General features: G+C 64.2%; 23 protein-coding genes. 13 read left to right on the top strand and 10 right to left on the bottom strand.

The window, feature by feature from the left end; all coding sequences use genetic code 11:
* The 6 genes from ACSQ3S_RS29725 to ACSQ3S_RS29700 all read left to right on the top strand — a co-directional run bounded on the left by ACSQ3S_RS29725 (position 1) and on the right by ACSQ3S_RS29700 (position 9,471).
* Positions 1-1,719: a sensor histidine kinase gene (locus ACSQ3S_RS29725; RefSeq protein ID WP_176652459.1), complete on the top strand. Its 1,719-nt coding sequence runs from the start codon at positions 1-3 to the stop codon at positions 1,717-1,719.
* On the top strand, positions 1,716-3,248 hold the full coding sequence (locus ACSQ3S_RS29720) for a sigma-54-dependent transcriptional regulator (RefSeq protein WP_436144623.1): 1,533 nt from the start codon (positions 1,716-1,718) through the stop codon (positions 3,246-3,248). The genes ACSQ3S_RS29725 and ACSQ3S_RS29720 overlap by 4 nt, the downstream gene beginning before the upstream one ends.
* Positions 3,245-3,871 (top strand): 1,6-anhydro-N-acetylmuramyl-L-alanine amidase AmpD, encoded by a 627-nt coding sequence (gene ampD / locus ACSQ3S_RS29715; RefSeq protein WP_436144622.1) that lies wholly within the window; start codon positions 3,245-3,247, stop codon positions 3,869-3,871. The genes ACSQ3S_RS29720 and ampD overlap by 4 nt, the downstream gene beginning before the upstream one ends.
* A 243-nt stretch (positions 3,872-4,114) precedes the next feature.
* Positions 4,115-7,069, top strand: a complete 2,955-nt coding sequence (locus ACSQ3S_RS29710; RefSeq protein ID WP_353400933.1) for a ribonucleoside-diphosphate reductase subunit alpha — start codon at positions 4,115-4,117, stop codon at positions 7,067-7,069.
* A 101-nt stretch (positions 7,070-7,170) separates the two neighbouring features.
* The gene (locus ACSQ3S_RS29705; RefSeq protein ID WP_176652462.1) at positions 7,171-8,286 is read left to right on the top strand and encodes a ribonucleotide-diphosphate reductase subunit beta; all 1,116 of its coding nucleotides are present in this window, start codon (positions 7,171-7,173) and stop codon (positions 8,284-8,286) included.
* A 126-nt stretch (positions 8,287-8,412) separates the two neighbouring features.
* Entirely contained in the window at positions 8,413-9,471 is a 1,059-nt protein-coding gene (locus ACSQ3S_RS29700) for a PDDEXK nuclease domain-containing protein (RefSeq protein ID WP_176652463.1), read from the top strand.
* 25 nt (positions 9,472-9,496) lie between these two features.
* Here the strand turns inward: ACSQ3S_RS29700 and ACSQ3S_RS29695 are convergent, their stop codons facing one another.
* Together ACSQ3S_RS29695 and ACSQ3S_RS29690 are read right to left on the bottom strand one after the other, a co-directional pair.
* Entirely contained in the window at positions 9,497-9,994 is a 498-nt protein-coding gene (locus ACSQ3S_RS29695) for a CPBP family glutamic-type intramembrane protease (RefSeq protein ID WP_176652464.1), read from the bottom strand.
* A gap of 76 nt (positions 9,995-10,070) precedes the next feature.
* Entirely contained in the window at positions 10,071-11,573 is a 1,503-nt protein-coding gene (locus tag ACSQ3S_RS29690) for an FAD-dependent monooxygenase (protein ID WP_436144621.1), read from the bottom strand.
* 81 nt (positions 11,574-11,654) lie between these two features.
* Here ACSQ3S_RS29690 and ACSQ3S_RS29685 point away from each other — a divergent pair, with 81 nt between their 5' ends.
* The 3 genes from ACSQ3S_RS29685 (at position 11,655) to ACSQ3S_RS29675 (ending at position 14,510) form a co-directional block, all read left to right on the top strand.
* Positions 11,655-12,128, top strand: coding sequence for a MarR family winged helix-turn-helix transcriptional regulator (locus ACSQ3S_RS29685; protein ID WP_353400926.1), 474 nt, complete (start codon positions 11,655-11,657; stop codon positions 12,126-12,128).
* Positions 12,129-12,973: 845 nt separating this feature from the next.
* Positions 12,974-13,897: a transcriptional regulator gene (locus ACSQ3S_RS29680; protein ID WP_436144620.1), complete on the top strand. Its 924-nt coding sequence runs from the start codon at positions 12,974-12,976 to the stop codon at positions 13,895-13,897.
* 100 nt (positions 13,898-13,997) lie between these two features.
* Entirely contained in the window at positions 13,998-14,510 is a 513-nt protein-coding gene (locus tag ACSQ3S_RS29675) for a YggT family protein (protein WP_436145095.1), read from the top strand.
* 64 nt (positions 14,511-14,574) lie between these two features.
* On the opposite strand, the gene ACSQ3S_RS29670 is transcribed toward ACSQ3S_RS29675, so the two are convergent.
* The 8 genes from ACSQ3S_RS29670 to ACSQ3S_RS29635 all read right to left on the bottom strand — a co-directional run bounded on the left by ACSQ3S_RS29670 (position 14,575) and on the right by ACSQ3S_RS29635 (position 21,728).
* Positions 14,575-15,513, bottom strand: a complete 939-nt coding sequence (locus ACSQ3S_RS29670) for a carbohydrate kinase family protein (protein WP_176652468.1) — start codon at positions 15,511-15,513, stop codon at positions 14,575-14,577.
* Positions 15,514-15,522: 9 nt separating this feature from the next.
* On the bottom strand, positions 15,523-17,019 hold the full coding sequence (locus ACSQ3S_RS29665; RefSeq protein ID WP_436144619.1) for a DUF3426 domain-containing protein: 1,497 nt from the start codon (positions 17,017-17,019) through the stop codon (positions 15,523-15,525).
* Positions 17,020-17,027: 8 nt separating this feature from the next.
* Complete coding sequence (gene prmA, locus ACSQ3S_RS29660) at positions 17,028-17,960, bottom strand: 50S ribosomal protein L11 methyltransferase (RefSeq protein WP_176652470.1); 933 nt, start codon at positions 17,958-17,960, stop codon at positions 17,028-17,030.
* Entirely contained in the window at positions 17,960-19,345 is a 1,386-nt protein-coding gene (gene accC, locus ACSQ3S_RS29655; protein ID WP_152806774.1) for an acetyl-CoA carboxylase biotin carboxylase subunit, read from the bottom strand. The genes prmA and accC overlap by 1 nt, the downstream gene beginning before the upstream one ends.
* Before the next feature lie 112 nt (positions 19,346-19,457).
* Complete coding sequence (accB, locus tag ACSQ3S_RS29650; RefSeq protein WP_176652471.1) at positions 19,458-19,928, bottom strand: acetyl-CoA carboxylase biotin carboxyl carrier protein; 471 nt, start codon at positions 19,926-19,928, stop codon at positions 19,458-19,460.
* Positions 19,929-20,016: 88 nt separating this feature from the next.
* Positions 20,017-20,454 (bottom strand): type II 3-dehydroquinate dehydratase, encoded by a 438-nt coding sequence (aroQ, locus tag ACSQ3S_RS29645; RefSeq protein ID WP_176652472.1) that lies wholly within the window; start codon positions 20,452-20,454, stop codon positions 20,017-20,019.
* A gap of 84 nt (positions 20,455-20,538) precedes the next feature.
* On the bottom strand, positions 20,539-21,087 hold the full coding sequence (locus ACSQ3S_RS29640; protein WP_436144618.1) for a TlpA family protein disulfide reductase: 549 nt from the start codon (positions 21,085-21,087) through the stop codon (positions 20,539-20,541).
* Positions 21,084-21,728: a hypothetical protein gene (locus ACSQ3S_RS29635; protein ID WP_176652474.1), complete on the bottom strand. Its 645-nt coding sequence runs from the start codon at positions 21,726-21,728 to the stop codon at positions 21,084-21,086. Before ACSQ3S_RS29635 ends, ACSQ3S_RS29640 begins: the two co-directional genes overlap by 4 nt.
* A 78-nt stretch (positions 21,729-21,806) precedes the next feature.
* Between ACSQ3S_RS29635 and mpl the strand changes: the two genes are divergently transcribed.
* From mpl to ACSQ3S_RS29615, 4 genes are read left to right on the top strand one after another with little or no spacing between them, the layout of a single operon-like run.
* On the top strand, positions 21,807-23,171 hold the full coding sequence (gene mpl / locus ACSQ3S_RS29630) for a UDP-N-acetylmuramate:L-alanyl-gamma-D-glutamyl-meso-diaminopimelate ligase (RefSeq protein ID WP_436144617.1): 1,365 nt from the start codon (positions 21,807-21,809) through the stop codon (positions 23,169-23,171).
* Positions 23,171-23,749, top strand: a complete 579-nt coding sequence (locus ACSQ3S_RS29625) for a YqiA/YcfP family alpha/beta fold hydrolase (RefSeq protein WP_436145094.1) — start codon at positions 23,171-23,173, stop codon at positions 23,747-23,749. The genes mpl and ACSQ3S_RS29625 overlap by 1 nt, the downstream gene beginning before the upstream one ends.
* Positions 23,746-24,333: a chorismate--pyruvate lyase family protein gene (locus ACSQ3S_RS29620; protein WP_436144616.1), complete on the top strand. Its 588-nt coding sequence runs from the start codon at positions 23,746-23,748 to the stop codon at positions 24,331-24,333. The genes ACSQ3S_RS29625 and ACSQ3S_RS29620 overlap by 4 nt, the downstream gene beginning before the upstream one ends.
* Positions 24,334-24,335: 2 nt before the next feature.
* Complete coding sequence (locus tag ACSQ3S_RS29615; RefSeq protein ID WP_353400914.1) at positions 24,336-26,354, top strand: ribonuclease catalytic domain-containing protein; 2,019 nt, start codon at positions 24,336-24,338, stop codon at positions 26,352-26,354.
* Positions 26,355-26,406: the final 52 nt, after the last annotated feature.

The following is a 26,406-nucleotide window of genomic DNA, read 5'->3' as shown; positions in this document are numbered from 1 at the left end:
GTGATCGCGCGCCTGCAAGCGCTGTCGGCGTTGTCGGCCGAGTCGCGCGCGACCTTCTGGCGCTCGCTGCAGACGCTGGGCGCCACCCGCGTGGTGATCGCGCTGGTGCTGCTGGTCTACCTGAGCTTTGACAGCCACGGCCTGCGCGCCTCCGGCCCCTATCTGTACCTGCAGATCTGCCTGGTGTACCTGGGTCTGTCGGTGTTCTTCGCGCTGAGCGCCGTCTACTGGCAGCGCCGCTTCCTGCTGCAGCTGCTGTCGCAGATCGCCTGCGACCTGACCGTCATTTCGCTGCTGTACATCGCCGGCGGCGGCGCGCGCAGCGGGCTGGCCATCCTGTATTTGTTCCCGCTGGCCGGCTCGGCCATCCTGGCGCCGCTGCTGCTGTCGCTGTTCTGCGCGGCGCTGGTGGCGCTGTTCCTGCTGGCCGAGAGCATCTGGCAAATCTTCATGATGGAGGGCGACCACGCGATCCTGCAGGCGGGCCTGTACGGCGCCGCCTTCTTCGCCACCGTGCTGGTGGTCAACCGCATGGCCGCCAGGCTGATCGGCCAGGAAGAGCTGGCCAACCGGCGCGGCGTCGAGATCAACGTGCAGCAGGCGGTCAACCGGCTGGTGATGGCCAACATCGGCGACGGCATCCTGGTGGTCGACCCGGACGGCCAGGTGTTGGCCGGCAATCCGGCGGCGGCGCAGATGCTGGGCATGGGCGGGCCGGAGCTGCGCTTCCGCCTGTCGGCCGCCGCCGCGCTGGCGCCGCTGGCCCAGGCCTATGCCGAATGGCGCGCCGACGCCGCGCGCAGCACCGCCTTCGTCACCATCAAGCCCTACACCGAGGCCGCGCTGCAGGACGTCACCGCCGCCTGGAGCGCGCGGCGCGACCTGTCGGCCCACCTGAAGGTGCGCTTCGCGGCGGCCGACACGGCCGGCATGGACACCGAGCGCAGCGTGATCTTCCTGCAGGACGTGACGGGCATCGAAAATCAGGCGCAGCAGCTCAAGCTGGCGTCGATGGGGCGGCTGACCGCCAGCATCGCGCACGAGGTGCGCAATCCGCTGTCGGCCATCGGCCACGCGACGTCGCTGCTGGGCGAGGACCTCGACAGCGCCGTCCACCTGCGCCTGCTGAAGATCGTCGGCGACAACGTGGCGCGGGTCAACCGCATGGTGGAGGACATCCTGCAGCTGTCGCGCAAGGTGCAGCCGCACAGCGAGCCGCTGGCGCTGGACGTGTTCCTGGCCGAGCTGAAGACGGAGTTCGTCGAGACCCACGGCCTGCCGCCGGACATCGTCGCCGTGTCGGTGCCGGCCGGCACGCTGGTGCGCTTCGACGCGCTGCATCTGCGCGAGGTGGTGCTCAACCTGCTCAACAACGCGGTGCGCTACGCCAGCGGCGGCCCGCGCTCGATCCGCGTGGACCTGGTCAGCGACCGCGCGCGCCGGATGGCGCTGATGGAGCTGCACGTGCAGGACGACGGCCCCGGCATCTCGCCCGAAGTGCGGGCCCACCTGTTCGAGCCGTTTTACACCACCTCCAGCAAGGGCACGGGACTGGGGCTGTATCTGGCGCGCGAATTGTGTTTGAATAACGAGGCCAGGCTGGATTATGAATACCGTTTCGACGCCAACGACAGTCCGGATGGCGCTCCCCGCTCCAGCGGCCGATTTGTGATCACCTTCGCCCACCCGGCGCAGAAGCAAGGAAAGGCTGTTCCATGAGTGCTAGAGGTTCCCAACGCGCCCCGCGCGTGCTGGTCGTCGACGATGAGGCGGACCTGCGCGAACTGCTGGAACTGACCCTGCTGAAAATGGGGCTGGACGTCGACAGCGCCGAAACGCTGGCGCAGGCGCGCGCGCTGCTGGCCACGCCGGAGCGCGAATACCAGCTGGTGCTGACCGACATGCGCCTGCCCGACGGCCTGGGGCTCGAACTGGTGCGCGAAGTCAGCGCCGCCTACAAGAACACGCCGATCGCGGTGGTGACGGCCTTCGGCAGCGCCGACAACGCGGTGGTCGCGCTCAAGGCCGGCGCGTTCGACTACATCTCCAAGCCGGTGGCGCTGGACCAGCTGCGGGTGATGGTGCAATCGGCGCTGCGCCTGAGCGCCGGGCCGGCCGCGGCCGACGGTGAGGCGCCGGCCGCCGAGCCGGCGGGCGGCCGGCTGAAGGGCGATTCGGCCGTGATCCAGGCGCTGCGGGCGCAGATCGCCCGGCTGGCGCGCTCGATGGCGCCGATCGCCATCAACGGCGAATCGGGCAGCGGCAAGGAGCTGGCGGCGCGCGAGATCCATGCGCAAAGTTCGCGCGCGGGCAAGCCCTTCATCGCCGTCAACTGCGGCGCGATTCCGGAAGCGCTGATGGAGGCCGAGTTCTTCGGCTACCGCAAGGGCGCCTTCACCGGCGCGGCCGATGAGCGCGACGGCTTCTTCCAGGCGGCCAACGGCGGCACCCTGATGCTCGACGAGGTGGCCGACCTGCCGCTGGCGATGCAGGTCAAGCTGCTGCGGGCGATCCAGGAGCGGCGCGTGCGCAAGATCGGCGCCACCTCGGAAGAGCCGGTCGACGTGCGCATCATCAGCGCGACCCACAAGAACCTGGCGCAGTGCGTGGAGCAGGGCAGCTTCCGCCAGGACCTGTTCTACCGCCTGAACGTGATTGAACTGAGCCTGCCGCCGCTGCGCGAACGACTCGACGACCTGCGCGTGCTGACCGCCGCCATCCTGGAACGGCTGGGCACTTTCGAGCACAAGGTGCACCTGGGGCCGGGCGTGCTGGACGCGCTGCGCGGCTATTCCTTCCCCGGCAATGTGCGCGAGCTGGAAAACATCCTGGAGCGGGCGCTGGCCTTCGCCAACGATGGCGTGATCGAGGTGGCCGACCTGGCGCTCAAGGGCGCGCGCATGGTGGAGGCGGTGGTGCCGCTGCCGTCGCCGCTGTATCCTTCGCCGGACTTCGCCGCCAGCGAAGCGGCGGCGCTCGGCCTGCCGCCGACGCCCGCGCCGCCGCCCGAGGGCGGGGCCGCCGGTGATGGCGCCCCGGCCGCTCCGGCCCCGCCGCCGCTGCCGCACCTGGACGCGCTGCCCAGCAGCCTGCCCGACTACCTGAACCAGATCGAGCGCGACATCATCCTGCGCGCGCTGGCGCAGACGCAGTTCAACCGCACCCAGGCCGCCCATCTGCTGGGCATCAGCTTCCGCCAGCTGCGCTACCAGATGCAGAAGCTGAACATCCAGGAGCCGGAGGCGTGAGCGTTTTATCGCCGCTCGCCGCGCCGCTGCCGCCGGTCGGCGCCGACGGCTGGTGGCCCGCCGCCCGCCGCTACGACAGCCCGCACCGCGACGCCCGCCCCGACCCGGACGACATCACGCTGCTGGTGATCCACAACATCTCGCTGCCGGCCGGCCGCTACGGCGGCCCGCACGTGTCCGACCTGTTCAGCGGACGGATCGACTATAATGCCGACCCCTCGTTCGCCGACCTGCGCGGGCTGAAAGTGTCGAGCCACTTCCTCATCCGCCGCGACGGCCGCGTGCTGCAGTACGTCGCCGCCGGCGAGCGGGCCTGGCACGCGGGCCGCTCGGCGTTCCGCGGAAGGGAGCGGTGCAACGATTTTTCGATCGGCGTCGAGCTCGAAGGCACCGACGACACGCCGTTCGAGGCGGCCCAGTACCGGGCGCTGGCCGGGCTGACGGTGGCGCTGCAGACGCGCTACCCGCTGGCCGAGGTGCGGGGGCACGAACACATCGCGCCGGGCCGCAAAACCGATCCGGGGCCCATGTTCGACTGGGAATACTATCAAAAGCTGCTTAGGAAAGAGGCAATGTTAGTAGGCGCTAGCGCTGAACTTGGCTTCCCCATTGGGCTTCTTTAATGTCAAGAGCAAAATTGCTGGAAATATCAAAATTTCTCACTTGCCGTGCTACGGTGTGACCACTACAATCAGTGGATAGGTTCTGATCAATCACTAGATCTAGTAGTTATTCTCGTATTGCCGAGACACTGAATCTTGTGGGGATGACAAGCCTGCCGGGCCGGTTACACACCCTTTTATGGCATTTTTTTACACAACATACGTCGCGCAGCACTGACTGCACGCTGTTATCGGGGAGCTTAAATGCAATCTACTCAAGACATCACCATCAATCCAGCGCTGGTACCAGCAGCCGCTGCGAGTACCGCCAGCAGCCCGATCACGGCCGCCAGCGACCTCGGTGACTACCGCATCATCCGCCGTAACGGCGCGGTCGTCGCGTTTGAACCGTCGAAAATCGCGATTGCCGTGACCAAGGCCTTCCTGGCCGTCAACGGCGGCCAGGGTGCCGCCTCGGCCCGCATCCGCGAATTGGTAGAACAGCTGACCTCCAGCGTGGTCACCGCGCTGGTGCGCCGCCAGCCATCGGGCGGCACCTTCCACATCGAAGACGTGCAGGACCAGGTCGAGCTGGCGCTGATGCGCTCCGGCGAACACGACGTCGCCCGCGCCTACGTGCTGTACCGCGCCAAGCACATGGAAGAGCGCCGCGCCGCCAAGGAGGCGCAAGGCGCCGCCGCCGCGATCGACGCGCCGCAGATCCACGTGGTGGAAAACGGCGAGCGCAAGCTGCTCGACATGAACCGCGTCTCGAGCCTGATCAACGCCGCCTGCATAGGCCTGGAAAAACACGTCGACGCCGACGCCATCCTGGCCGAGACGGTCAAGAACCTGTACGACGGCGTGCCGGTCGAAGAGCTGCACAAGTCCGCCATCCTGGCCGCCCGCGCGCTGATGGAAAAAGACCCGGCCTACTCGCAGGTGACGGCCCGCATCCTGCTGCACACGATCCGCAAGGAAGTCTTCGGCAAGGAAGTCGCGCAGGGCGCGGCCGCGGCCGAATACGTGACCTACTTCCCGCAATACATCGCCAAGGGCATCAAGGAAGAACTGCTGGACGCCAAGCTGGCCGAGTTCGACCTGGCCCGCCTGGCCAAGGCGCTGGTCGCCGACCGCGACCTGCAGTTCGGCTACATCGGCCTGCAAACCCTGTACGACCGCTACTTCCTGCACGTGCGCGACATCCGTATCGAAATGCCGCAGGCCTTCTACATGCGCGTGGCCATGGGCCTGGCGCTGAACGAATCGGACCGTGAAGCGCGCGCCATCGAGTTCTACAACCTGCTGTCGACCTTCGACTTCATGTCGTCGACGCCGACCCTGTTCAACTCCGGCACCCTGCGCTCGCAGCTGTCGTCGTGCTACCTGACCACCGTGTCGGACGACCTCGAAGGCATCTACGACGCGATCAAGGAAAACGCGCTGCTGGCCAAGTTCGCCGGCGGCCTGGGCAACGACTGGACCCCGGTGCGCGCGCTGGGCGCCCACATCAAGGGCACCAACGGCAAATCGCAGGGCGTGGTGCCGTTCCTCAAGGTGGTCAACGACACCGCCGTCGCGGTCAACCAGGGCGGCAAGCGCAAGGGCGCGGTGTGCGCCTACCTGGAAACCTGGCACATGGACATCGAGGAATTCCTCGACCTGCGCAAGAACACCGGCGACGACCGCCGCCGCACCCACGACATGAACACCGCCAACTGGATTCCGGACATGTTCATGAAGCGCGTGATGGAAAAAGGCGAGTGGACCCTGTTCTCGCCGTCCGACTGCCCGGACCTGCACGACCTGGTCGGCAAGGCCTTCGAGAAAGCCTACCTGGGCTACGAAGCCAAGGCCGCCGCCGGCGAAATCCGCGTGTTCAAGAAGATCGCCGCGCTGGACCTGTGGCGCAAGATGCTGTCGATGCTGTTTGAAACCGGCCACCCATGGATCACCTTCAAGGACCCATGCAACATCCGCTCGCCGCAGTCGCACGTGGGCATGGTCCACAGCTCGAACCTGTGCACCGAGATCACGCTCAACACCGGCCCTGACGAAATCGCCGTCTGCAACCTGGGCTCGGTCAACATGCCGGCCCACATGAAGGAAGGCAAGCTCGATCACGTCAAGCTGCAGAAGACCATCCGCACCGCGATGCGCATGCTCGACAACGTCATCGACATCAACTACTACGCCGTCGACAAGGCCCGCAACGCCAACATGCGCCACCGTCCGGTCGGCCTGGGCGTGATGGGCTTCCAGGACTGCCTGCACATGATGCGCGTGCCGTTCTCGTCGGACGCCGCCGTGTCGTTTGCCGACACCTCGATGGAAGCGGTGTGCTACTACGCCTACCTGGCCTCGACCGAGCTGGCCGAGGAACGCGGCCACTATCAGTCGTACAAGGGCTCGCTGTGGGACCGTGGCATCCTGCCGCAGGACTCGATCAAGCTGCTGGCCGACGAACGCGGCGGCTACCTGGAGCAGGACACCTCGGCCGCCATGGACTGGACCCCGGTGCGCAACCGCATCAAGCAGTTCGGCATGCGCAACTCGAACTGCGTGGCGATTGCTCCGACCGCGACCATTTCGAACATCATCGGCGTGTCGGCCTGCATCGAGCCGACCTTCCAGAACCTGTACGTGAAGTCCAACCTGTCGGGCGAGTTCACCGAGATCAACGCCTACCTGGTGCGCGACCTGAAGGCGCGCGACCTGTGGGACGAGGTGATGATCTCCGACCTGAAGTACTTCGACGGCTCGCTGGCCAAGATCGACCGCATCCCGCAAGACCTGCGTGACATTTATGCAACCGCGTTCGAAGTCTCGCCGACCTGGCTGGTGGAAGCCGCCTCGCGCCGCCAGAAGTGGATCGACCAGGCGCAGTCGCTGAACATCTACATGGCCGGCGCCTCGGGCAAGAAGCTGGACGAGACCTACAAGCTGGCATGGCTGCGCGGCCTGAAGACCACCTACTACCTGCGCACCATCGCCGCCACCCACATGGAGAAGTCGACCACCAAGACCGGCGCGCTGAACGCGGTGTCCGTGGACGGCGGCATGTCGGCCAGCGCCATGGCGGCGGCAGGTCCTGCCGCGGCGGCCATGGCCGGCTCGGCGGCATCGGCATCGTCGGTGGCGCAAGCCGAAGCCGACGGCGCGGCCTGCTACCTGCGTCCGGGCGACGACGGTTTCGAGGAATGCGAAGCCTGCCAGTAAGCTGGCGACGAATGTACTGATAAAACGTACTAATATATAGAGTGAACCGTCCCGGCCCGTCCGGGCGGTTCTTTTGACACCGAATTCAGAAGGAAACCACCATGTCGCTGTCCTGGGACGAAGAGGCCGCACCGGCCGCATCGCAAGTTGTCAATCAAGCCGCTCTGGCCGCCACCGAAGGCAGCGCCGAGCAGGTCGCGCTGCGCGTCAACGCGGACGACAAACGCATCATCAACGGCAAGACCGACGTCAACCAGCTGGTGCCGTTCAAGTACAAATGGGCCTGGGACAAATACCTGGCCGGCTGCGCCAACCACTGGATGCCGCAGGAAGTGAACATGCAGCGCGACATCGAGCTGTGGAAGAACCCGAACGGCCTGACCGAGGACGAGCGCCGCCTGGTCAAGCGCAACCTCGGCTTCTTCGTCACCGCCGACTCGCTGGCCGCCAACAACATCGTGCTGGGCACCTACCGCCACATCACCGCCCCCGAGTGCCGCCAGTACCTGCTGCGCCAGGCCTTCGAAGAGGCGATCCACACCCACGCCTACCAGTACATCGTCGAGTCGCTGGGCCTGGACGAGGCGGAGATCTTCAACGCCTACAACGAAGTCAAGTCGATCCGCGACAAGGACGAGTTCCTGATCCCGTTCATCAACACGCTGACCGACCCGGCCTTCACCACCGGCACCGTGGAAAACGACCAGAAGCTGCTGAAGTCCCTGATCGTGTTCGCCTGCCTGATGGAAGGCCTGTTCTTCTATGTCGGCTTCACCCAGATCCTGGCGCTGGGCCGCCAGAACAAGATGATGGGCGCGGCCGAGCAGTACCAGTACATCCTGCGCGACGAGTCGATGCATTGCAACTTCGGCATCGATCTGATCAACACCATCAAGATGGAAAACCCGCTGCTGTGGACCCCGGCCTTCAAGGAAGAGATCAAGCAGCTGTTCCTCAAGGCGGTGGACCTGGAGTACGCCTATGCCGAAGACACCATGCCGCGCGGCGTGCTGGGCCTGAACGCGACCATGTTCAAGGGCTACCTGCGCTTCATCGCCAACCGCCGCGCCACGCAGATCGGCCTGGAGACGCTGTTCGAGCAGGAAGAGAACCCGTTCCCATGGATGAGCGAGATGATCGACCTGAAGAAGGAACGCAACTTCTTCGAGACCCGCGTCATCGAATACCAGACCGGCGGCGCGCTGAACTGGGATTAAGCTTGTAAGTTATAGAGCGTCAAACAAAAAGCCTCGCACTGCGAGGCTTTTTGCTATTGCAGGTCAATATCCTGCGCGGGAATACGAGTAAGAGTGAGCTCAGGTTTCGTAACCAGGGAGAACTTAATGAGTAAGTCCGATCCGACGCCAACAAATGACCTGGAAAATAACCTGGAGTCTCTGCACGCAGAATTACGTGCTCTCATCGCTTCCAGCCGGCAGCGTTTGTCTTCCACCGTTAACGCTGAGCTAAGTCGACTATATTGGACAGTAGGGCGCCGCCTATCCACCGACCTGCTGTCGGGAGAACGTGCGCGCTACGGCGCCCAACTTATGCAAGGTCTGGGAGAAAAACTGGCGAGGGAATTTGGTCGAGGTTTTGAGGTCAAAAACCTGCGCCGTATGGTGCAATTTGTACAAGCTTTTCCCGATGTGGAAATTGTCGCATCGCTGATGCGACAATTGAGCTGGACACATTTCTTGCAACTGTTGCCGGTGAAGGTGGAAGCTGCCCGCTGGTACTACGCGCAGCAATGTGTCGTGGAGTGCTGGAGCGTGCGCGAACTGCGACGGCAGATTGAACGCAAAGGCTTTGAGCGCAGCGAACTCGCCGATACACCCATGCCGCCAGTATCCGGCGAGGTTATATCTTCCGCTATCTTTAAAGATCCGTACTTTCTGGACTTCCTGGGGCTAAGCCAGGGCTACGACGAGGCCGATTTGGAAGCTGCGATTCTTCTGCAGCTGCAAGCTTTTATCTTGGAACTGGGACGCGGGTTCGCTTTTGTGGAGAGAAAAAAGCGCATGGTCATAGATGGCGAGGATTTTCATCTCGATCTGCTATTTTTTCATCGCCGTCTGCGCCGCTTAGTCGCCATTGAATTAAAACTTGGACGTTTCAAGGCGTCGCACAAAGGGCAGATGGAACTGTACCTTAGATGGCTGGACAAGCATGAGCGCCAGTCTGGCGAAGAAGCACCCATCGGTTTGATCTTGTGCGCCGAATCCTGTCGCGAGCAAATAGAATTGTTGCAAACGCATAAAGACGGCATCGCCGTAGCCGAGTATTGGACTGAGTTGCCACCAAAAGCAGAATTGGAGCGCAAGCTGCATACCGCACTTGTTGAAGCGAGGGAGCGTTTGGCGCGACGGGAAGTTTTGGTGGGAGGTGAAAAGTCGAATTGAGGCTCTCAATGACTGAGGTGCTCTCTCAAGATTCCGCGATCATCAAAAGGCAGGACGGCAGGTTGTGCAGCGCGTGGATGATCATAACGATCAGGAAGGCGCGTCCCTTGCCCTGGTCCAGCAGGCTGACATAGGCCAGCCCCAGAAAAACGCCGCAGGGAATGCCGGCCGCCAGGAGCGTCGACAGGCCGGCGCCGGCGTGCAGCAGCGCGAACGGAATCGACGCGGCGAGAAATGAATAGCCGTCGCCGGCGCGGAAGAAGCGACGCACAATCCCGACCGGCAGCATCTGCAGGAACAAGGTCTCCGTAAGTGGTGCAAAGATCAGGCCGACGAACAGCAGCTCGCCGGGGCCGAACTTGTCCATGTCGGTACGTCCGGGCAGCGACAACAGGTCGCAGATCGCGCCTATCGCGAACGATGCGATCAGGCTGGCGGCGACAAACGCCAGGATGAAGATGAGTGGACCGCGTTGGGCGTAGAAGCGTTGACTGCGCAGTACCGCCTGATGGATGGTCTTCAATTTGTCGCTAGCTTCCCGGTGGACTTGGCGGCGATTGTCGCATGGCCGTCAATCCACTGTCGAGCAGGGAGCTTCCTTACCCCAGCCACTTTATATAGTTGGCCAGCGCCGCGCCGTGCTCGTCGCCGGTCAGCACGCCGACGTAGCCGTCCGGCCGGATCAGCGCGATGTCGCCCGGCTGGAAGCCGTATGCATCGCGCAGATAGCCGTCGTCGTCGCGCAGCTCGCCGCGGACGCCGATGTCGACGATGCGCAGGCCGGGGCGCCCGGCGATCGCCGACGGCCCGCTCGCCTCATAGCGCAGCAGCAACCAGCCGCCGCCACCCGATAGCGTAAACAAACGCACGGGCTGTCCCGCCGCGCCGCGGCATGGCGCATCCGGTGCGCGGTCGCCGGCGCGCAGCACGGCGCTGTTCGACGCATCGTGCGCCCGCTCGTCGAGCGTCAGCGCGGACAGCGGATAGCCCAGGTCCAGCTGCTGTGTCTCCCGGCCGCGCCGCAGGTCGCCGCGCAAACGCGCCGCGTCCAACAGCTTGCTGGCCAGTCCCAGCATGCCGGCGGCCACCTCGCGCCGCTCCGCCTCATAAGTGTCGAGCAGCGCATCCGGCGCGCCGCCGAGCACCGCCGCCAGCTTCCATCCCAGGTTCCAGGCATCCTGCACGCTGGTGTTCAATCCCTGGCCGCCGGTCGGCGGATGCACGTGCGCGGCGTCGCCGGCGATGAACACGCGGCCGACCCGGTAGCGTTCGGCCAGGCGGGAGCTCATCGCATAGTCCGAGCGCCAGTGCACGGCATGCACCACGATGTCCGCGCGCCCGGTGCGCGCGGCGATGGCGGCGGCGATGCCGGCATCCGACAAATCGAATTCGCCTTCGAGCGGGATCGGCATCTGCAACTGGAACAGCGGCGTGCCGCGCAGCGGGCACAAACTGATCTGCTGCGCGCCGCCGCCGTTCCAGCGGTGCCAGACATCGTCCTTCAATCCGCTCAGCGACAGGTCGGCCACCACCGCGCGGGCGTTCATCGACTCGCCGGGAAAGTCTATGCCCAGCGCCTTGCGCACGAAGCTGCGGCCGCCGTCGGCGCCGATCAGGTAGCGCGCCCGCACCGTCACGTCGCCGTCCGGCGTCGCCACCCGGGCGCTGACGCCAGCTTGCTCATCCTGCTCGAAGTCGGCCAGCGCATGACCGTAGCGCGGCGCGTGGCCCAGTTCCATCAGCCGCTCGCGCAGTATCCCTTCGGTCAGATGCTGCGGCAGCATCAGCGGTTCGCCGTACGGTTCGGCGGCGCTTGGCGCCGCCGCCTCTACCGACGCCACGTCGTCGTAGCCGCTGTCGGCGCGGTACTTGCGCTGCGCCGGATAGCGCCCGCCGGCCGCCACCATGCGGTCGGCCACGCCCATCGCCTCGAAGATTTCCAGGGTGCGCGGCTGTATGCCCTTGCCGCGCGAGCCGCCGAACGGCGTCGTCGTTTTATCGATCAGCAGGAAGTCGACGTGGCGCCGCGCCAGCTCGATGGCTAGCGTCAGGCCGGCGGCGCCGGCGCCGCAAATGAGAACGTCGGTGTGGATGGTTCGCATGATGAACTCCTGTATGTGTGTATTTTGCACATATTATTCCGGGCTGAAGATCGTGTCAAGAACTATGTGTATAATGCACATATGAATAAAGATATCCGCGATATGCATGACGCGCTGCTCGACATCATCGGCTTCATGAGCCGTCCCGAGCCCGACGTCGCACTGATGGCCGACATGTCGATGCCGCTTGAGCGCGCGCTGCTGCCGCTGCTGGTGCGCATCGACCGGCGCGGTCCGATCGGCGTGGTGGAGCTGGCCGACCTGGTCGGCCGCGACTACACCACGGTGAGCCGGCAAGTGGCGCGACTCGACGAACTGGGTCTGGTGGTGCGCCGCTCCGGCGCCCGCGACAAGCGCGTGCGCGAAGCCGAGGTGACGGAGCTGGGCCGCGAGATGGCGGACGCCATCGACCGCATGCGCGAGCAGCTGGTCGGCGAACTGATGGCCGATTGGACCAACGCCGAGCGTCGCGATCTGGCGCGTTTGATGAAGCGCTTCGCCAACGACATGAACGAATGGGTGCTGCGCCGACGCGGCGAAGACGCCGACGAGTAAGGCGCACCGCTGTATTCTGCTTGCCATTCGCCGCACTCTGTCTCATAATCGCGACGAAATAAAAAACAGTGAGCAGAGACGGCGCGCACGCGATGCGCAAGCGCTCTCGAATTCGGAAGCGGGCGGTGCGGATTTTTCGTCGGCGATGCCGGCATCGCAGAAGCCCAGGCGGCACAAGGCGCGCTTTGAAGCGATCCTTTTTCGCGCGGCGCGGTGAGCGCCTTTTCGAACTCGATTGAGCGCGCACATCGCGCCGCGACGACGCGAGCGAGCTGTCCGAATCGGCGCGCGTATGTGAATTGGCGAGCTTAAGTCGAAAAAAAGCGCGCGAATATCTATCGTGCTGGTTGCGCACCGACAAGGTTTTCGTGTACTTTACGAGATTGAAAATGCGTGTTTGTAAATGTGCTGGTTTTTGAAAGCGCGCGCCACGCAAAATGATCGCGATACGGGATACAGATTCACACAGATATGCACAAGACCACCACCGTTTTTGAATAGCCGTCTCGCCTGATTAGGTTCAGGCTGGGCGGTTTTTTCTTTGAAAACGAAAACCGTGATGTGGCTGCGACGTAGGTCCATGGAGCTGAGTACACGCCCGACCACCCGCAAAACGTCGCAACAAGATTTGTACCTGAGCGCCGCGCCGGCCACGGACGGCGACCAGGTCGATGGCTGCAGTGCTGCACTCGTGAGGAGGGGCAGCAGTTCAGCCGGTGCCGAATTCATTAGCGCAAACCGTAGTCCGTTTGTGCCGATGAATAATTCGCCTGGCCTAATTCCGGGCCGGACGGGTTTAAATCTTGTTATGAATTTTTCCCATCCCCGATGAAGGAGAACTAAAAATGGCAACTGCCGCAAAGAAACCAGCAGCAAAAAAGCCGGCCGCTAAAGCCGCCGCCCCAGCGAAAAAGCCGGTAGCAGCGAAAGCCGCCGCCAAGCCAGCAGCGAAAGCTGCCGCTAAACCAGCAGCGAAACCAGCCGCGAAAAAAGCCGCTGCCAAGCCAGCAGTGAAAAAAGCCGCAGCCAAACCAGCAGCCAAACCAGCTGTGAAAAAAGCAGCCGCCAAGCCAGCAGCGAAGAAAGTCGTCGCCAAGGCAGCAGCCAAGCCAGCAGCTAAAAAAGCAGCCGCCAAGCCAGCAGCGAAAAAAGTAGCCGCTAAACCAGCAGCGAAAAAAGTCGTCGCCAAGGCAGCAGCCAAGCCAGCAGCTAAAAAAGCAGCCGCCAAGCCAGCAGCTAAAAAAGTAGCCGCTAAACCAGCAGCGAAAAAAGTCGTCGCCAAAGCAGCAGCCAAGCCAGCAGCTAAAAAAGCCGCAGCCAAGCCAGCAGCCAAAAAAGCAGCCGCCAAGCCAGCAGCGAAAAAAGCCGCAGCCAAGCCAGCAGCCAAGCCAGCAGCTAAAAAAGCTGTCGCCAAAAAACCAGCAGTAAAAGCAGCAGCCAAACCGGCTGCAAAGGCAGCGGCTAAGCCAGCAGCAAAAAAGCCGGTTAAGGCAGCTAAGCCAGCTGCCGCCAAACCAGCCGCCAAGAAAGCAGCCGCCAAACCGGTAGCCGCCAAACCGGCCGCGCCAGCTGCAGCACCAGCAGTGGCAGCCGCCGCTCCTGCTGCCAAGCCTGCCGCGAAAAAAGCTGCGCCGAAAAAGCCGGCTGCACCGAAGAAGGAAGCTGTCGCCAAGCCAGCCGCTCCAGCTCCGGCCGCCGCGCCCGCAGCAAAAACCGTGTTGGCACCGGCCGCAGCATGGCCGTTCCCAACCAGCACGCGTCCTTCCTGAGCTGGTAAATAGCTTGGGTGCCTGCTGAGGCAACCGGCCGCTGTGTGAGACAATCACACAGCGGCTTTTTTATTGGAGGGACCCCGTGCTTAGTATTGTCATGTTGATTGTCGACGCCATCGCCACCCTGTTGGGCGGGGCCTTGCTGTTGCGCTTCTGGATGCAGGCGATCCGCGTCCGCCCGCCGGCGTCGGTGGCCCAATTCACTTTTCAATTATCGGACTGGCTGGTGCGCCCCTTGCGCCGCATCGTGCCCGGTGTGGGCGGCTATGATTGGGCCAGCCTGATCGGCGCCTTCCTGATCGTGCTGCTGGCCACCTCGGTGCTGTTCCTGGCCGGCTGGACCACCCAGGCGGTGCTGCTGGTGGCCCTGCAACGCTTCCTGCAGTGGATTTTGTACGGCTTCATGGCCTTGCTGGTGATCGAGGCGATCTTCAGCTGGGTCAATCCGCACGCGCCGCTGGCGCCGTTCGTGCGCGCGCTCAACGAACCGCTGCTGAAGCCGATCCGCCGCATGGTGCCGCTGGTCGGCAACCTGGACCTGTCGCTGCTGGTGGCGCTGATCCTGCTGCAGATCGCCCAGATCCTGCTGGGCATGCTGTTCAGCCGCTGAAACCGCGTTGGCCAAAGAAAAAGGGCAGACCGACGGTCTGCCCTTTTTTTATGCGCCGCGCCGTTTAGTAGCGGTAGCCGAAGGCGGCTTCGAACTTGTCCGCGATCTCGGCGGCCGTCAGCTTGTGGTTCTGCGCGCCCTTGCTGGCGATCTTGATCGCGCCCAGCAGGCTGGCCAGGCGGCCGGTGGTTTCCCACTTCCAGCCGTTGGTGATGCCGAACAGCAGGCCGGCGCGGTACGCGTCGCCGCAGCCGGTCGGGTCGATCGCCTCGGCCACCGGCACGGCCGGGATCTCGATGCGCTGGCCGCCGGTGTAAATCTCCGAACCATTCTCGCCGCGCGTGACGATCAGCGCTTCCAGGCGGCCGGCGATGTCCGGTACGGTCAGGCCGGTGCGGTCCATCAGTAGTTCGATTTCATAGTCGTTGGTGGTGACGTAGGTGGCCTTGTCGATAAACTCGATCAGCTCTTCGCCGTTAAACATCGGCAGCTGCTGGCCCGGATCGAAGATGAACGGGATCTGCAGCCTGGCCAGGTCGGCGGCGTGCTTCTTCATGCCCAGGTGGCCGTCCGGCGAGATGATGGCGAGGCGCGCCGGACCCGCCTTGGCGATGTCGTTCTCGTGCGCGTATGACATGGCGCCCGGGTGGAAGGCGTTGATCTGGTTGTTGTCCTCGTCGGCGGTGACGAAGCACTGCGCGTTGTACGCTTCCGGCTTGATCAGGATGTTGTCGGTGGCCAGGCCCAGCTTGCGGAAGCGCTCCATGTAGGCCGCGTTGTCCTGGCCCATGACGCCGACGATGCGCGGATCGCCGCCCAGCATCTGCAGGTTGTAGGCGATGTTCGGCGCGCAGCCGCCGAATTCGGTGCGCATGGTCGGCGCCAGGAACGAGACGTTAACCTTGTGCAGCTGGTCGGCCAGCAGGATGCTGTCGAAGCGGCCCGGGAATTGCAGGATGGTGTCGATTGCGATCGAGCCGCAAATCAGGGAGGTCTGAGTCATGATAGGTCTTTATGGATAGAAGACTGCGATGTGATAGCCGGATGCTTTCAGCTGGTTCAGCTCGAAGTACAGTTTGACAGATTGCTCGGTGTGCGGGGCGAAACCCTTGTCCAGCGCGACGTCGGCGCCGAGATAGTCGCGCGGCGTGAACACGCGGCGCAACACGGCCTTGTCGGACGCGTCGTCCAGCACCAGTTCGATGTGCGGCCAGGCTTGCGCGGTGGCGCTCTGGTTGCGCAGCAGCGTGGTGAAGGAGAACGTGGTCTCGCTCAGGGTCTGCAGCTCGCCCTGTTCGATGGTGAGGTCGTCGATCTGCGTGGGCAGCTCGATCTTGCAGCCGAGCGCGTTGCAGGCGGCCAGCAGGCCGGGCTTGAGCGGCGGCAGCGCGGCGGCGATCTGGTTGCGGAAGGTGGTCAGGCCCTGGCCGATCAGCGCGGCCACCAGCAGCACCGAGCCCAGGCTCATGGCGATGGTGGCGGCCTTGCCGAACTTCCGGCGGCGGCGGTCGCGCTTGACGAAGCCGGGCTCGTCGGCGTCGTCCTCGGCCTCCACATCGGCGTGGTCGGCGGCCTCGTCCTCGACGGCTGCGTCCTCGACGGCCGGCGCGGACAGCGTGTGCACCCGGGCGGCCTGGGCTTCAGCCAGTCCGGCCGAGGACAGCTGCACCAGGGCTTCCTCATCCACCTCGTCCAGTTCGTCGTGGCGTGGGGCGGGAGCGGCGGTTGCGGCGGCCTCGACCGGCGTCTCGTCCAGCGTCGGCTCGCGGCGGTCGGTCGCGGCCAGCATGTCGGCGAAGGCGTCGGGGGAGGGTTCTTCCTCATCCTCCGGCTCGTGCTCCGGCGCACGGTTTTCCATGACCGCCAGCTCCGCCTGCAGCGCGGCCTCCAGCTCTTCGTCGGACATGGCTTCGATGGTGAGCGCGTCTTCGAGCGGCGGCTCGGCATCGGCCGCGGCCGGCCCAGCTGCCGGTTCAGCTTCAGGCTCCGGCTCCGGCTCGACGTCCAGATCGAGGTCGAACGCTTCCTCGGCGGCGGGCGGGACGGCGGCCGGTTCGGCCGGCAGCGCGATCGCCGGCATGGCGGCGGTGGCGATCGGCTCGTCGTCGAAGCTGTCGTCGGGGGCGGGCGCCGGCTCGCTGTCGGCGACCGGTGCATCGTCGGCGCCGGCGATCTCGGCCGCGTCCATCGCGGTGTCGAGTTCCAGCGTGAAGATCGGTTCGCTGCCCAGCACTTCGGCGGCGCGGGTATCCAGCGCGGCCAGTTTTTCATCGAGCGGCGTCGGCTCGGGCAGTGGAGATGCGGGATATTCGGGAACGGGCGCCGGCGCGGGGCTGGCCGCCGGCGGCGGTGGGCTCAGCGGCGAGCTGGAGGGATCGAGCAGCGCCGCGTTGCCGTCAAAGACTTCATTGCAGGAGCCACAGCGCACTATGCCCCCACGTAATTTCAACTGGTCATGGGCGACCCGAAATACCGTGTTGCAGTGGGGGCATTTGGTGGCGAGTGCCATTGCCGGGCTTAGCGCGCAGCCGGAACCACATCGCTGCCGAGGCGGCCATGCAGCGCCACCCAGCCGTCCTGCTCAGCCCAAACGCCGAGCTTGATGAACGGCGCATACGCGGCCGCCACTTCCTCGGCCTGGCGCGCCAGCACACCCGACAGGATCAGCGCGCCGCCGTCGGCCACGCGGCCCGACAGCATCGGCGCCATCAGCTTCAGCGGGCTCGACAGGATGTTGGCCACGACGATGTCGAAACGCTGCGTCGCGTGCTGCGATTGCGCGAACGTGTCCGGCAGGAAGTACTCGATCTCGCACTTGTTGCGCTGGGCATTGTCGGCCGCCGATTCGATCGCCTGCGGATCGATGTCCACGCCGACCACTTCGCCGGCGCCGACCTTCTTGGCCACCATCGCCAGGATGCCGGAGCCGCAGCCGTAGTCGAGCACGGTCTTGCCCGGCGCCGGATGCGCTTCCAGCCACTCCATGCACAGGCGGGTGGTCGGATGGCTGCCGGTGCCGAAGGCCAGGCCCGGATCCAGTTCCAGGATCAGGCCGTTGGCGTCGGGCGCTTCGTGCCAGCTCGGCACGACCCAGATGTTCTTGCCGATATGGATGGGCGCGAACTGCGACTGCGTCAGGCGCACCCAGTCCTGCTCCTCCACCTTGCGGGTGGCGAACTTGGGCAGCGTCGCCAGGCCGATCTGCGCGGCGGCGGCGGCCACGATCACGGCCTGGTCGTCATCTTCATTGGTCAGGGCCACCACGCGGCTGTGTTCCCACGCCGCTTCGGTCGGTTCCATGCCCGGCTCGCCGAACAGCGGCTTTTCCGCGTCGGTGCCTTCGTCCGCGTCTTCCACGGAGACCGACAGCGCGCCCACGTCCATCAGCGCGTCCGACAGGGCTTCCGCGTGATCGCGTGCGATTTCGATGACGATTTCAGTCCAGCTCATTATTGTGGCGCCTTGTTGCTCAAACTCAGTTTATGCAGGTCCGGCATGTCGGCCAGCTTCTGCTCCAGATAATGGATGTTGGTGCCGCCTTCGATGAAGCGCGCGTCGACCATCAGCTCGCGGTGCAGCGGGATGTTGGTCTGGATGCCCTCGACCACCATTTCCGACAGCGCGATCTGCATGCGGCGGATCGCCTGCTCGCGCGTGGCGCCATAGGCGATCACCTTGCCGATCATCGAATCGTAGTGCGGCGGTACATAATAACCCGCATAGGCATGCGAGTCGACGCGTACGCCCGGCCCCCCCGGCACGTGCCAGGAGGTGATGCGGCCTGGCGACGGCGTGAACTTGAACGGGTCTTCGGCGTTGATGCGGCACTCGACGGCGTGACCGGACAGCATCACGTCGCGCTGGCGGAAGCGCAGCTTCTCGCCGGCGGCGATGCGGATCTGTTCCTGCACGATGTCGATGCCGGTGATCATTTCCGTCACCGGATGCTCGACCTGCACGCGGGTGTTCATCTCGATGAAGTAGAACTCGCCGTTTTCATACAGGAACTCGAAGGTGCCTGCGCCGCGGTAGCCGATCTTGCGGCAGGCTTCGGCGCAGCGGTCGCCGATCTTCTCGATCAGCTTGCGCGGGATGCCCGGCGCCGGCGCCTCTTCGATGACCTTCTGGTGGCGGCGCTGCATCGAGCAGTCGCGTTCGCCCAGCCAGACGGCGTTCTTGTGTTCGTCGGCGAGGATCTGGATTTCCACGTGGCGCGGATTTTCCAGGTACTTCTCCATATAGACTTCCGGATTGCCGAAAGCGGTGCCCGCTTCGGTCTTGGTCATCGCCACGGCATTGATCAGCGCCGCCTCGGTATGCACCACGCGCATGCCGCGGCCACCGCCGCCACCGGCCGCCTTGATGATGACAGGGTAGCCGACCTTGCGCGCAATTTGCACGATCGCCTTTGGATCGTCGGGCAACGCGCCGTCCGAACCGGGCACGCACGGCACGCCGGCCTTGATCATGGTTTGCTTGGCCGAGACCTTGTCGCCCATCAGGCGGATCGAGTCGGAGCGCGGGCCGATGAAGACGAAACCGGATTTCTCCACGCGCTCGGCGAAGTCGGCGTTTTCCGACAGGAAGCCATAGCCCGGGTGGATCGCTTCCGCGTCCGTCACTTCGGCCGCGCTGATGATGGCCGGCATGTTCAGGTAGCTGAGCGTCGACGGCGCGGGGCCGATGCATACCGATTCATCCGCCAACTTCACGTATTTGGCGTCTTTGTCTGCTTCCGAGTGGACCACAACCGTCTTGATGCCCAGCTCGCGGCATGCGCGCTGGATACGGAGGGCAATTTCGCCACGATTGGCGATGAGGATTTTTTCAAACATGATAGGTTCGCGTATGTCTGTGAGCACCGGTAGCTCCGGTAACGTCAGGTAGAGGAGGGAATGCGGACCAAGCCGGCGCGCCCGTCACCGATGGGGAGGGCGCAGGCCGGTCTTAGCCTATCACAAACAGCGGTTGGCCGAACTCGACCGGTTGGCCGTTCTCGACCAGGATCTGGGTGATCGTGCCGGACTTGTCGGCGTCGATTTCATTCAGCAGCTTCATCGCTTCGATGATGCACAGGGTGTCGCCTTCCTTGACGGTGGCGCCCACTTCCACATAAGCAGGGGAGCCCGGGGCCGACGAACGGTAGAAGGTGCCGACCATCGGCGATTTGACGATGTGGCCGACAGGCTCGGCGGCAACGGCCGGTACCGGCGCTGCGGCGGCGGCCGGCGCTGCGGCTGGGGCCGGAGCGGCATGGTACTGGTGCATGCCTTGCGGCTGCATCATCACCATCTGGTTTTGCGGCATGGCGGACGACTTGACGATGCGTACTTTGCTCTCGCCTTCGGTCACTTCGAGCTCGGCGATGTCCGATTCCGCGACCAAATCAATCAAGGTCTTCAGCTTGCGTAGATCCATGTAACCCCCAGGAATGTCTTGTTATGTAAGTGTGAGCGGTAGCGCCTTTTGGGCGGAACCGTGCGGAATTGCGCGCAGATCGCGTAGATTAACGGTTTTTAAGTACGAAGTCGATGGCAAACCGATATCCTTCGATACCCAGCCCGCAAATAGTACCTATGGCGATCGCGCTTAGAAATGAGTGGTGGCGAAACGACTCGCGCTGGTAAATATTCGAAATATGCACCTCAACAAACGGTATCGCCACCCCCGCCAGGGCGTCGCGCAAGGCCACGCTGGTGTGGGTCAGGCCGCCCGGGTTGATGACGATGGCGTCCACGCCTTCCGTTCTGGCGGCATGGATGCGGTCGATCAGTGCCCCTTCGTGGTTGCTCTGAAAGCAGGACAAGCTCGCGCCCGCCGCCTGGGCTTGTGCCTGGGCAGCGCGTTCGATGTCGGCCAAAGTGCTAGCGCCGTAGACCTCGGGCTCGCGGGTTCCCAGCAAATTCAGGTTGGGACCGTTGAGCAGTAGGAGGTTTTTTGCCATGGGTTCAGGACCGTTTTCCGCGAAAGTTCCGCATTTTGCCGCCAACTGCCGGCATTGGCAAGAGAAAAAAACTTATGAAACTGATTACAGAGTTGCGAGGTCCTTGCGCAATTCGTCGAACTTCAGGCGGCCCAGATAGGTCTTCTTGACTTGGCCGTCGGCGCCGATCAGCACCGTGTAGGGCAGGCCGCCGGCGCTGTTGCCGAACTGGCGCGACAGGTCGGTGCCGGCCATGCCGGCCACGAAGACCGGGTAGGTGATCTTGAACTTGTCGCTAAATTCGGCGATATTTGTTGGCGAATCGATACCAATCCCGATAACTTGCAGCTTCTTACCCTCATCTCCGGCGGCCAGCGCCGACAGCTCCGGCATCTCCTGCACGCACGGGCCGCACCACGGCGCCCAGAAATTGACCAGCAATGGCTTGCCCTTATATTGGGCCAGCGCGGTGGCGGCGCCCTTGGCGTCCGCCAGCGTCTGTTTATACAGGTCGGCGACGGGGCCGGTGACGCCCGGTGCTACGGTGGTGCTTATAGGTGGTGCAGCCTCCTGCTTATGTAAGCCGACATAGGCGCCGGAGGCGGCAAATGCCAAAGCGACAACAACGTAGGCGGCAAGGTGTTTTTGGTTCATGGCGTGGATGGTTCGGATGGGGTTGGGTGGACACTGTTAACTAATAGGGCGCGCACGGTGGCGATATCGGCGCGCATCAGCTTGCCGTCGCCGCGCGTCTTGACGGCGCCGCGCAAATCGTCCAGTTCATACAAGGCGGCGTGCACGCCTTCCTTGTGCCACATGAAGCTGACGGTCTCGACCGAGCCGTGGCGCGGTCCCTTGAAGTGCGGCGTCTCGGAGATGTCGATTTGCAAATTGCGGTTCAGCAGGAAGATTTCCACCTCCTTGGCGCTGTCGGCAAACAGCTGCAGGTGGATATCGTCGTGCGGGCCGGCCGTGCCGTTCAGGACGGCGCCGGTCAGGTAGGGATGGAACGCGGCCAGGCCTTCCATGATGTCGACCGCCAGCGTGCGCAGCCGGAACAGGCGCGCGGGCTGGGTGTCGGCATGGAACAGCGACTGGTAGATCCGCACTTCCGCCTCGATCTGCGCGTTGTCGGGCAGCAGGTTCAGCGGCGGCTGGGTGTCGCCGAGGATTTGCTTGGCGGCCTTGCGCTTGGCCGAATTGTAGTCCTGGCCGTCCTGGACGATCAGGCGTGCGGCGGCGGCGGCGATCTCCGCGCGCAGCAGCAGAACTTCTTCGATAACATTCGGCGTCATGGACGAGATAATACTCTGAACCGGGAAAAGGGCGGCGGGTCGGGTAAAATCCCGTATTCATTCGTCGTCTTAATTACTATGCATATTCATATCCTCGGTATTTGCGGCACCTTCATGGGCGGCCTGGCGGTCCTGGCAAAAGCAGCGGGTCACCGCGTCACCGGCTGCGACGCCAACGTTTATCCACCGATGAGCACCCAGCTGGAAGCCCAGGACATAGAACTGATACAGGGCTACGGCCCGGAGCAGGTGCAGCTCAACCCCGACCTGTACGTGATCGGCAACGTGGTTTCGCGCGGCAATCCGCTGATCGAGGAGATCATGAACCGCGGCCTGCCATACGTGTCCGGCCCGCAGTGGATCGGCGACCACATATTAAAAGACAAATGGGTGCTGGCCGTCGCCGGCACGCACGGCAAGACCACCACCTCGGCCATGCTGACCTGGATCCTGGAAGACGCCGGCTACGCGCCCGGCTTCCTGATCGGCGGCGTGCCGATGAACTTCGGCGTGTCGGCCCGCATGCAAGGCGACAAGGATTCCATCTTCTTCGTCATCGAGGCCGACGAGTACGACACCGCGTTCTTCGACAAGCGCAGCAAGTTCGTGCACTACCACGCCAAGACCGCGATCATGAACAACCTGGAATACGATCACGCCGACATCTTCCCCGATCTGGGCGCCATCGAAACCCAATTCCACCACCTGGCGCGCACGGTGCCAGGCATCGGCCGGATCGTCTACAACGCCGACGAGCCGGCGCTGCAGCGTGTGCTCAAGCGCGGCTGCTGGAGCGAGAAGGAAAGCTTCGGCCGCGCCAACGACGCCGATTGGACCATGAACGAATACGATGACGGCAGTTTCGATGTCATCTTCGGCGGCGAAGTGGCCGGCCACGTCGAGTGGAGTCTGACCGGCAAGCACAACCGCGCCAACGCGCTGGCCGCGATCGCCGCCGCCCGCCACGTCGGCGTGCCGGTGGCGCAGGCGGCCAAGTCGCTGGCCACGTTTGAAAACGTCAAGCGGCGCATGGAAGTGCGCGGCGTGGTAAACAATATTACCGTGTATGACGATTTCGCCCACCACCCGACCGCCATCGCCACCACCGTCGGCGGCCTGCGCCAGAAGGTCGGCAAGCAAACCCGCATCCTGGCCGTGCTGGAGCCGCGCTCCAACACCATGAAGCTGGGCGCGATGAAGGACGCGCTGCCGGGCAGCCTGGTCGACGCCGATCTGGTCTTCGGTTTCGGCAGCCAGCAGGCGCTGGGCTGGAGCCTGGGCGACGCCTTGGCGCCGCTGGGCGCAGTCGCCACCGCCTACGACAACATCGACGTGCTGGTCGCCGCCATCGTCAAGGCGGCCATGCCGGGCGACCAGATCATCGTCATGAGCAACGGCGGCTTCGGCGGCGTGCACGACAAAATCCTGGAAGCGCTGGCTTGATGATTCTCTATCTGCACGGATTCCGCTCCTCGCCGAAGTCGATGAAGGCGCGCGTGATGGGCGAGCGCATGGCGGCGCTGGGCCTGTCGGAGCAGTTCATCTGCCCGCAGCTGCCGGCCTCGCCGAAACTGGCGATGGAACTGGCGCTCTCCTTAATAGAAGGCATCCCGGCCCACGATTTAACCATCGTCGGCTCCTCGCTGGGCGGCTATTACGCCACCTGGCTGGCCGAGCGCATCGGCTGCCGCGCCGTGTTGCTGAACCCGGCCATCGTGCCGCTCAAGGACCTGGACCAGCACGTCGGCGTCACCACCCAGTACCATTCCGACGAACCGTTCGAGTTCAAGCAGGAATATATAGAAGAGCTGCGCGCGCTCGCCGTCAATCCGGTCACGCGCCAGCAACGCTACTTCCTGATCGCCGCCACCGGCGACGAAGTGCTGGACTATCGCGACATGGTGGCGCACTATGCGGGCGCGCGCCAGCACGTGATCGAGGGCAGCGACCATGGCATTTCCGAGTTCCCCGACTATCTGGACGAAGTACTGGAATTTTGCGGCATCGAGGCGGCGCAGTGACGGTACGTACGCCGTCGCTGCGGCAAACGCAATGGCAGCCGCACGTGCTGGCGCTGAACGCGCCGCAGCAATACCGCCGGTGGCTGACGGCCGGCGGCTCGCTGACCGCCAGGCTGAAGGCCCACAGCCGGGATTTCCGCGTGCAGTGCCTGCATCAAACCACCGCGCGCTGCCTGAGCGACGAGGCGGCGGCCATCGGCATGCATCGCCCCGGCCGCGTTTGGGAGAGGGAAGTGCTGCTGCGGTGTGATAATACGCCTGTGGTGTTCGCCCACACGGTGGTGCCGATGTCGGCCACGGCCACGGATTGGCCCTTGTTCAGCGCGCTGGGCGAGCGCTCGCTGGGGTCGACCTTGTTCGGCGACCCGCAAGTGCGGCGCGGCGTGTTGGAATTTGCAAGATTGCGTGCGGGGCATCCCTTGGCACAGCGCGCACGCACTGCCCTCGGGCTCGACGGCCCGGAAGAACTCATACTCTATGCGCGGCGCTGTCTATATCGGCGCCGTCAAGGTACCCTGCTGGTGACGGAAGTGTTTTTGCCTTCCGTACTGGAATTGAAACAAATAACAACGAACAGAAGCTAGCAATGAATCTATTTTTCGAAGAATCCGGCGATTTCAAGGTCGGCACCATGATGTCGCAAGCCGGCGAGGCCTACCAGGTTGAGATGGCCAGCGGCAAGCGCACCAAGGTCAAGATCAAGGACGTGCTGCTGCAGTACGAGAAGCCGTCGCCGACGGATTTGATGGAACAGGCCAAGGCCGTGGCCGCCGACATCGACCTCGAATTCCTGTGGGAAGTCGCGGGCGAGGAGGAGTTCGGCTTTGCCGAGCTGGGCGCCGAATACTTCGGCCACGCGCCTTTGCCGGCCGAGGCCGCCGGCCTGATCCTGAGCCTGCATTCGGCGCCGATCTACTTCTATAAAAAAGGCCGTGGCCGCTACAAGGCCGCGCCCGAGCAATCGCTGCGCGCCGCGCAGGCCGGCATCGAGAAGAAGAAGCAGCAGGCGCTGGTCCAGGCCGAATATGTCGAGGAGCTGAAGGCCAACAAGCTGCCGGCCTCGATGCAGAACATGGTCATGCAGCTGTTGTTCAAGCCGGACAAGAACTCCATCGAATACAAGGCGCTGGAAGCGGCGTGCAATGAGCTGCACACCAACCCGCAGCGCCTGATGCTGGCGGCCGGCGGCGTGGCGTCGCCGAAGGCGCTGCACATGGCCAAGTTCCTGTTCGAGAACTTCCCCCGCGGCGCCGGTTTCCCGGATGTCGCCGTGCCGGTGCCGCCGACCAATCTGCCGCTGGCCGACGTGCAGGCGTTCTCGATCGACGACGTCACCACCACCGAGATCGACGACGCCTTCTCCGTGACCAAGCTTGCCGACGGCAACGTCAAGATCGGCATCCACATCGCCGCGCCCGGCCTGGGCATCAAGCCGGACGACGCGGTCGACAAGATGGCGCGCGCGCGCATGTCCACCGTCTACATGCCCGGCGACAAAATCACCATGCTGCCGGACGCCATCGTCGAAGCGTTCACCTTGGCCGAGGGCAAGACCTGCCCGGCGCTGTCGCTGTACGCCACGCTGAACCCGGCCGACTGGTCGGTGCTGGCCACCGAGACCCGCGCCGAGATGGTGCCGATCGCCAGCAACCTGCGCCACAACGACCTGGACGATCTGGTCAACGAAGAAACCCTGGCCAGCGGCGAGGGCGAGTACAAGCACAAGGAAGAGCTGGGCCTGATCTGGAAATGGGCGCAGGTGCTGGAGGCGGCGCGCATGGTCAAGCGCGAAGGCTTCGGCCTCAAGCCGGAACAGAACAACCGCGTGGACTTCAACTTCTACGTGGAAAACGACGTGGTCACCGTCAGCCGCCGCAAGCGCGGCGCGCCGCTGGACAAGATCGTCGCCGAACTGATGATCTTCGCCAACAGCACCTGGGGCAAGCTGATGCATGACCACGGCGTGCCGGGCATCTATCGTAGCCAGGGCCAGGGCGTCGGCGGCTGGGCCGCCAAGATGCAGGTGCGCATGGTCACCCATGCGGCGCCGCACCAGGGCCTGGGCGTGGACCAGTACGCGTGGAGCACGTCGCCGCTGCGCCGCTATACCGACCTGGTCAACCAGTGGCAGATCCTGGCCTGCGCCGAGCATGGCGTGACAGCGCCGCTGGTCGCGCACTTCAAGCCCAAGGACGCCGAACTGTTCGCGATCGTGTCGCAGTTCGACGCGGCCTACGCGGCCTATGGCGACCACCAGGCCAATATGGAGCGCTACTGGTGCCTGCGCTGGCTGGGTCAGGAAGATGCGCGCCAGGTCGAGGCGGTGGTGCTCAAGGACGAGGTGTTGCGCCTGGTTGACATTCCGCTGATCATCCGCCTGCCGGGCATGCCGCAGGTGGCGCGCGGCGCCCAGGTCAAGCTGGACATCCTGCGCTGGGACGAGGTCGACCTGACCATCGAAGCGCGCATCCTGGAAATCCCGGCCGCCGAAACGGTGGCCGCCGATGCCGAGCTGGACTACGAGGACGAGGAAGTCCCGGAAGACGCGGTCGATGCGCCGGAAGTGGCGGTCGAGGCCGCGGCCGAGGAGCCCGCCGCGGAATAAAACCCGCAGCCCCGCGCTCGCTTTGACGTAAAATCACAGCGCTATCTTTCTT

Source organism: Duganella sp. LjRoot269, from assembly GCF_964254095.1.
Lineage (GTDB): Bacteria > Pseudomonadota > Gammaproteobacteria > Burkholderiales > Burkholderiaceae_D > Rugamonas > Rugamonas hordei.
The sequence above is the reverse complement of the archived record's forward strand: the minus strand, read 5'-3'. Positions and strand labels throughout refer to the sequence as shown.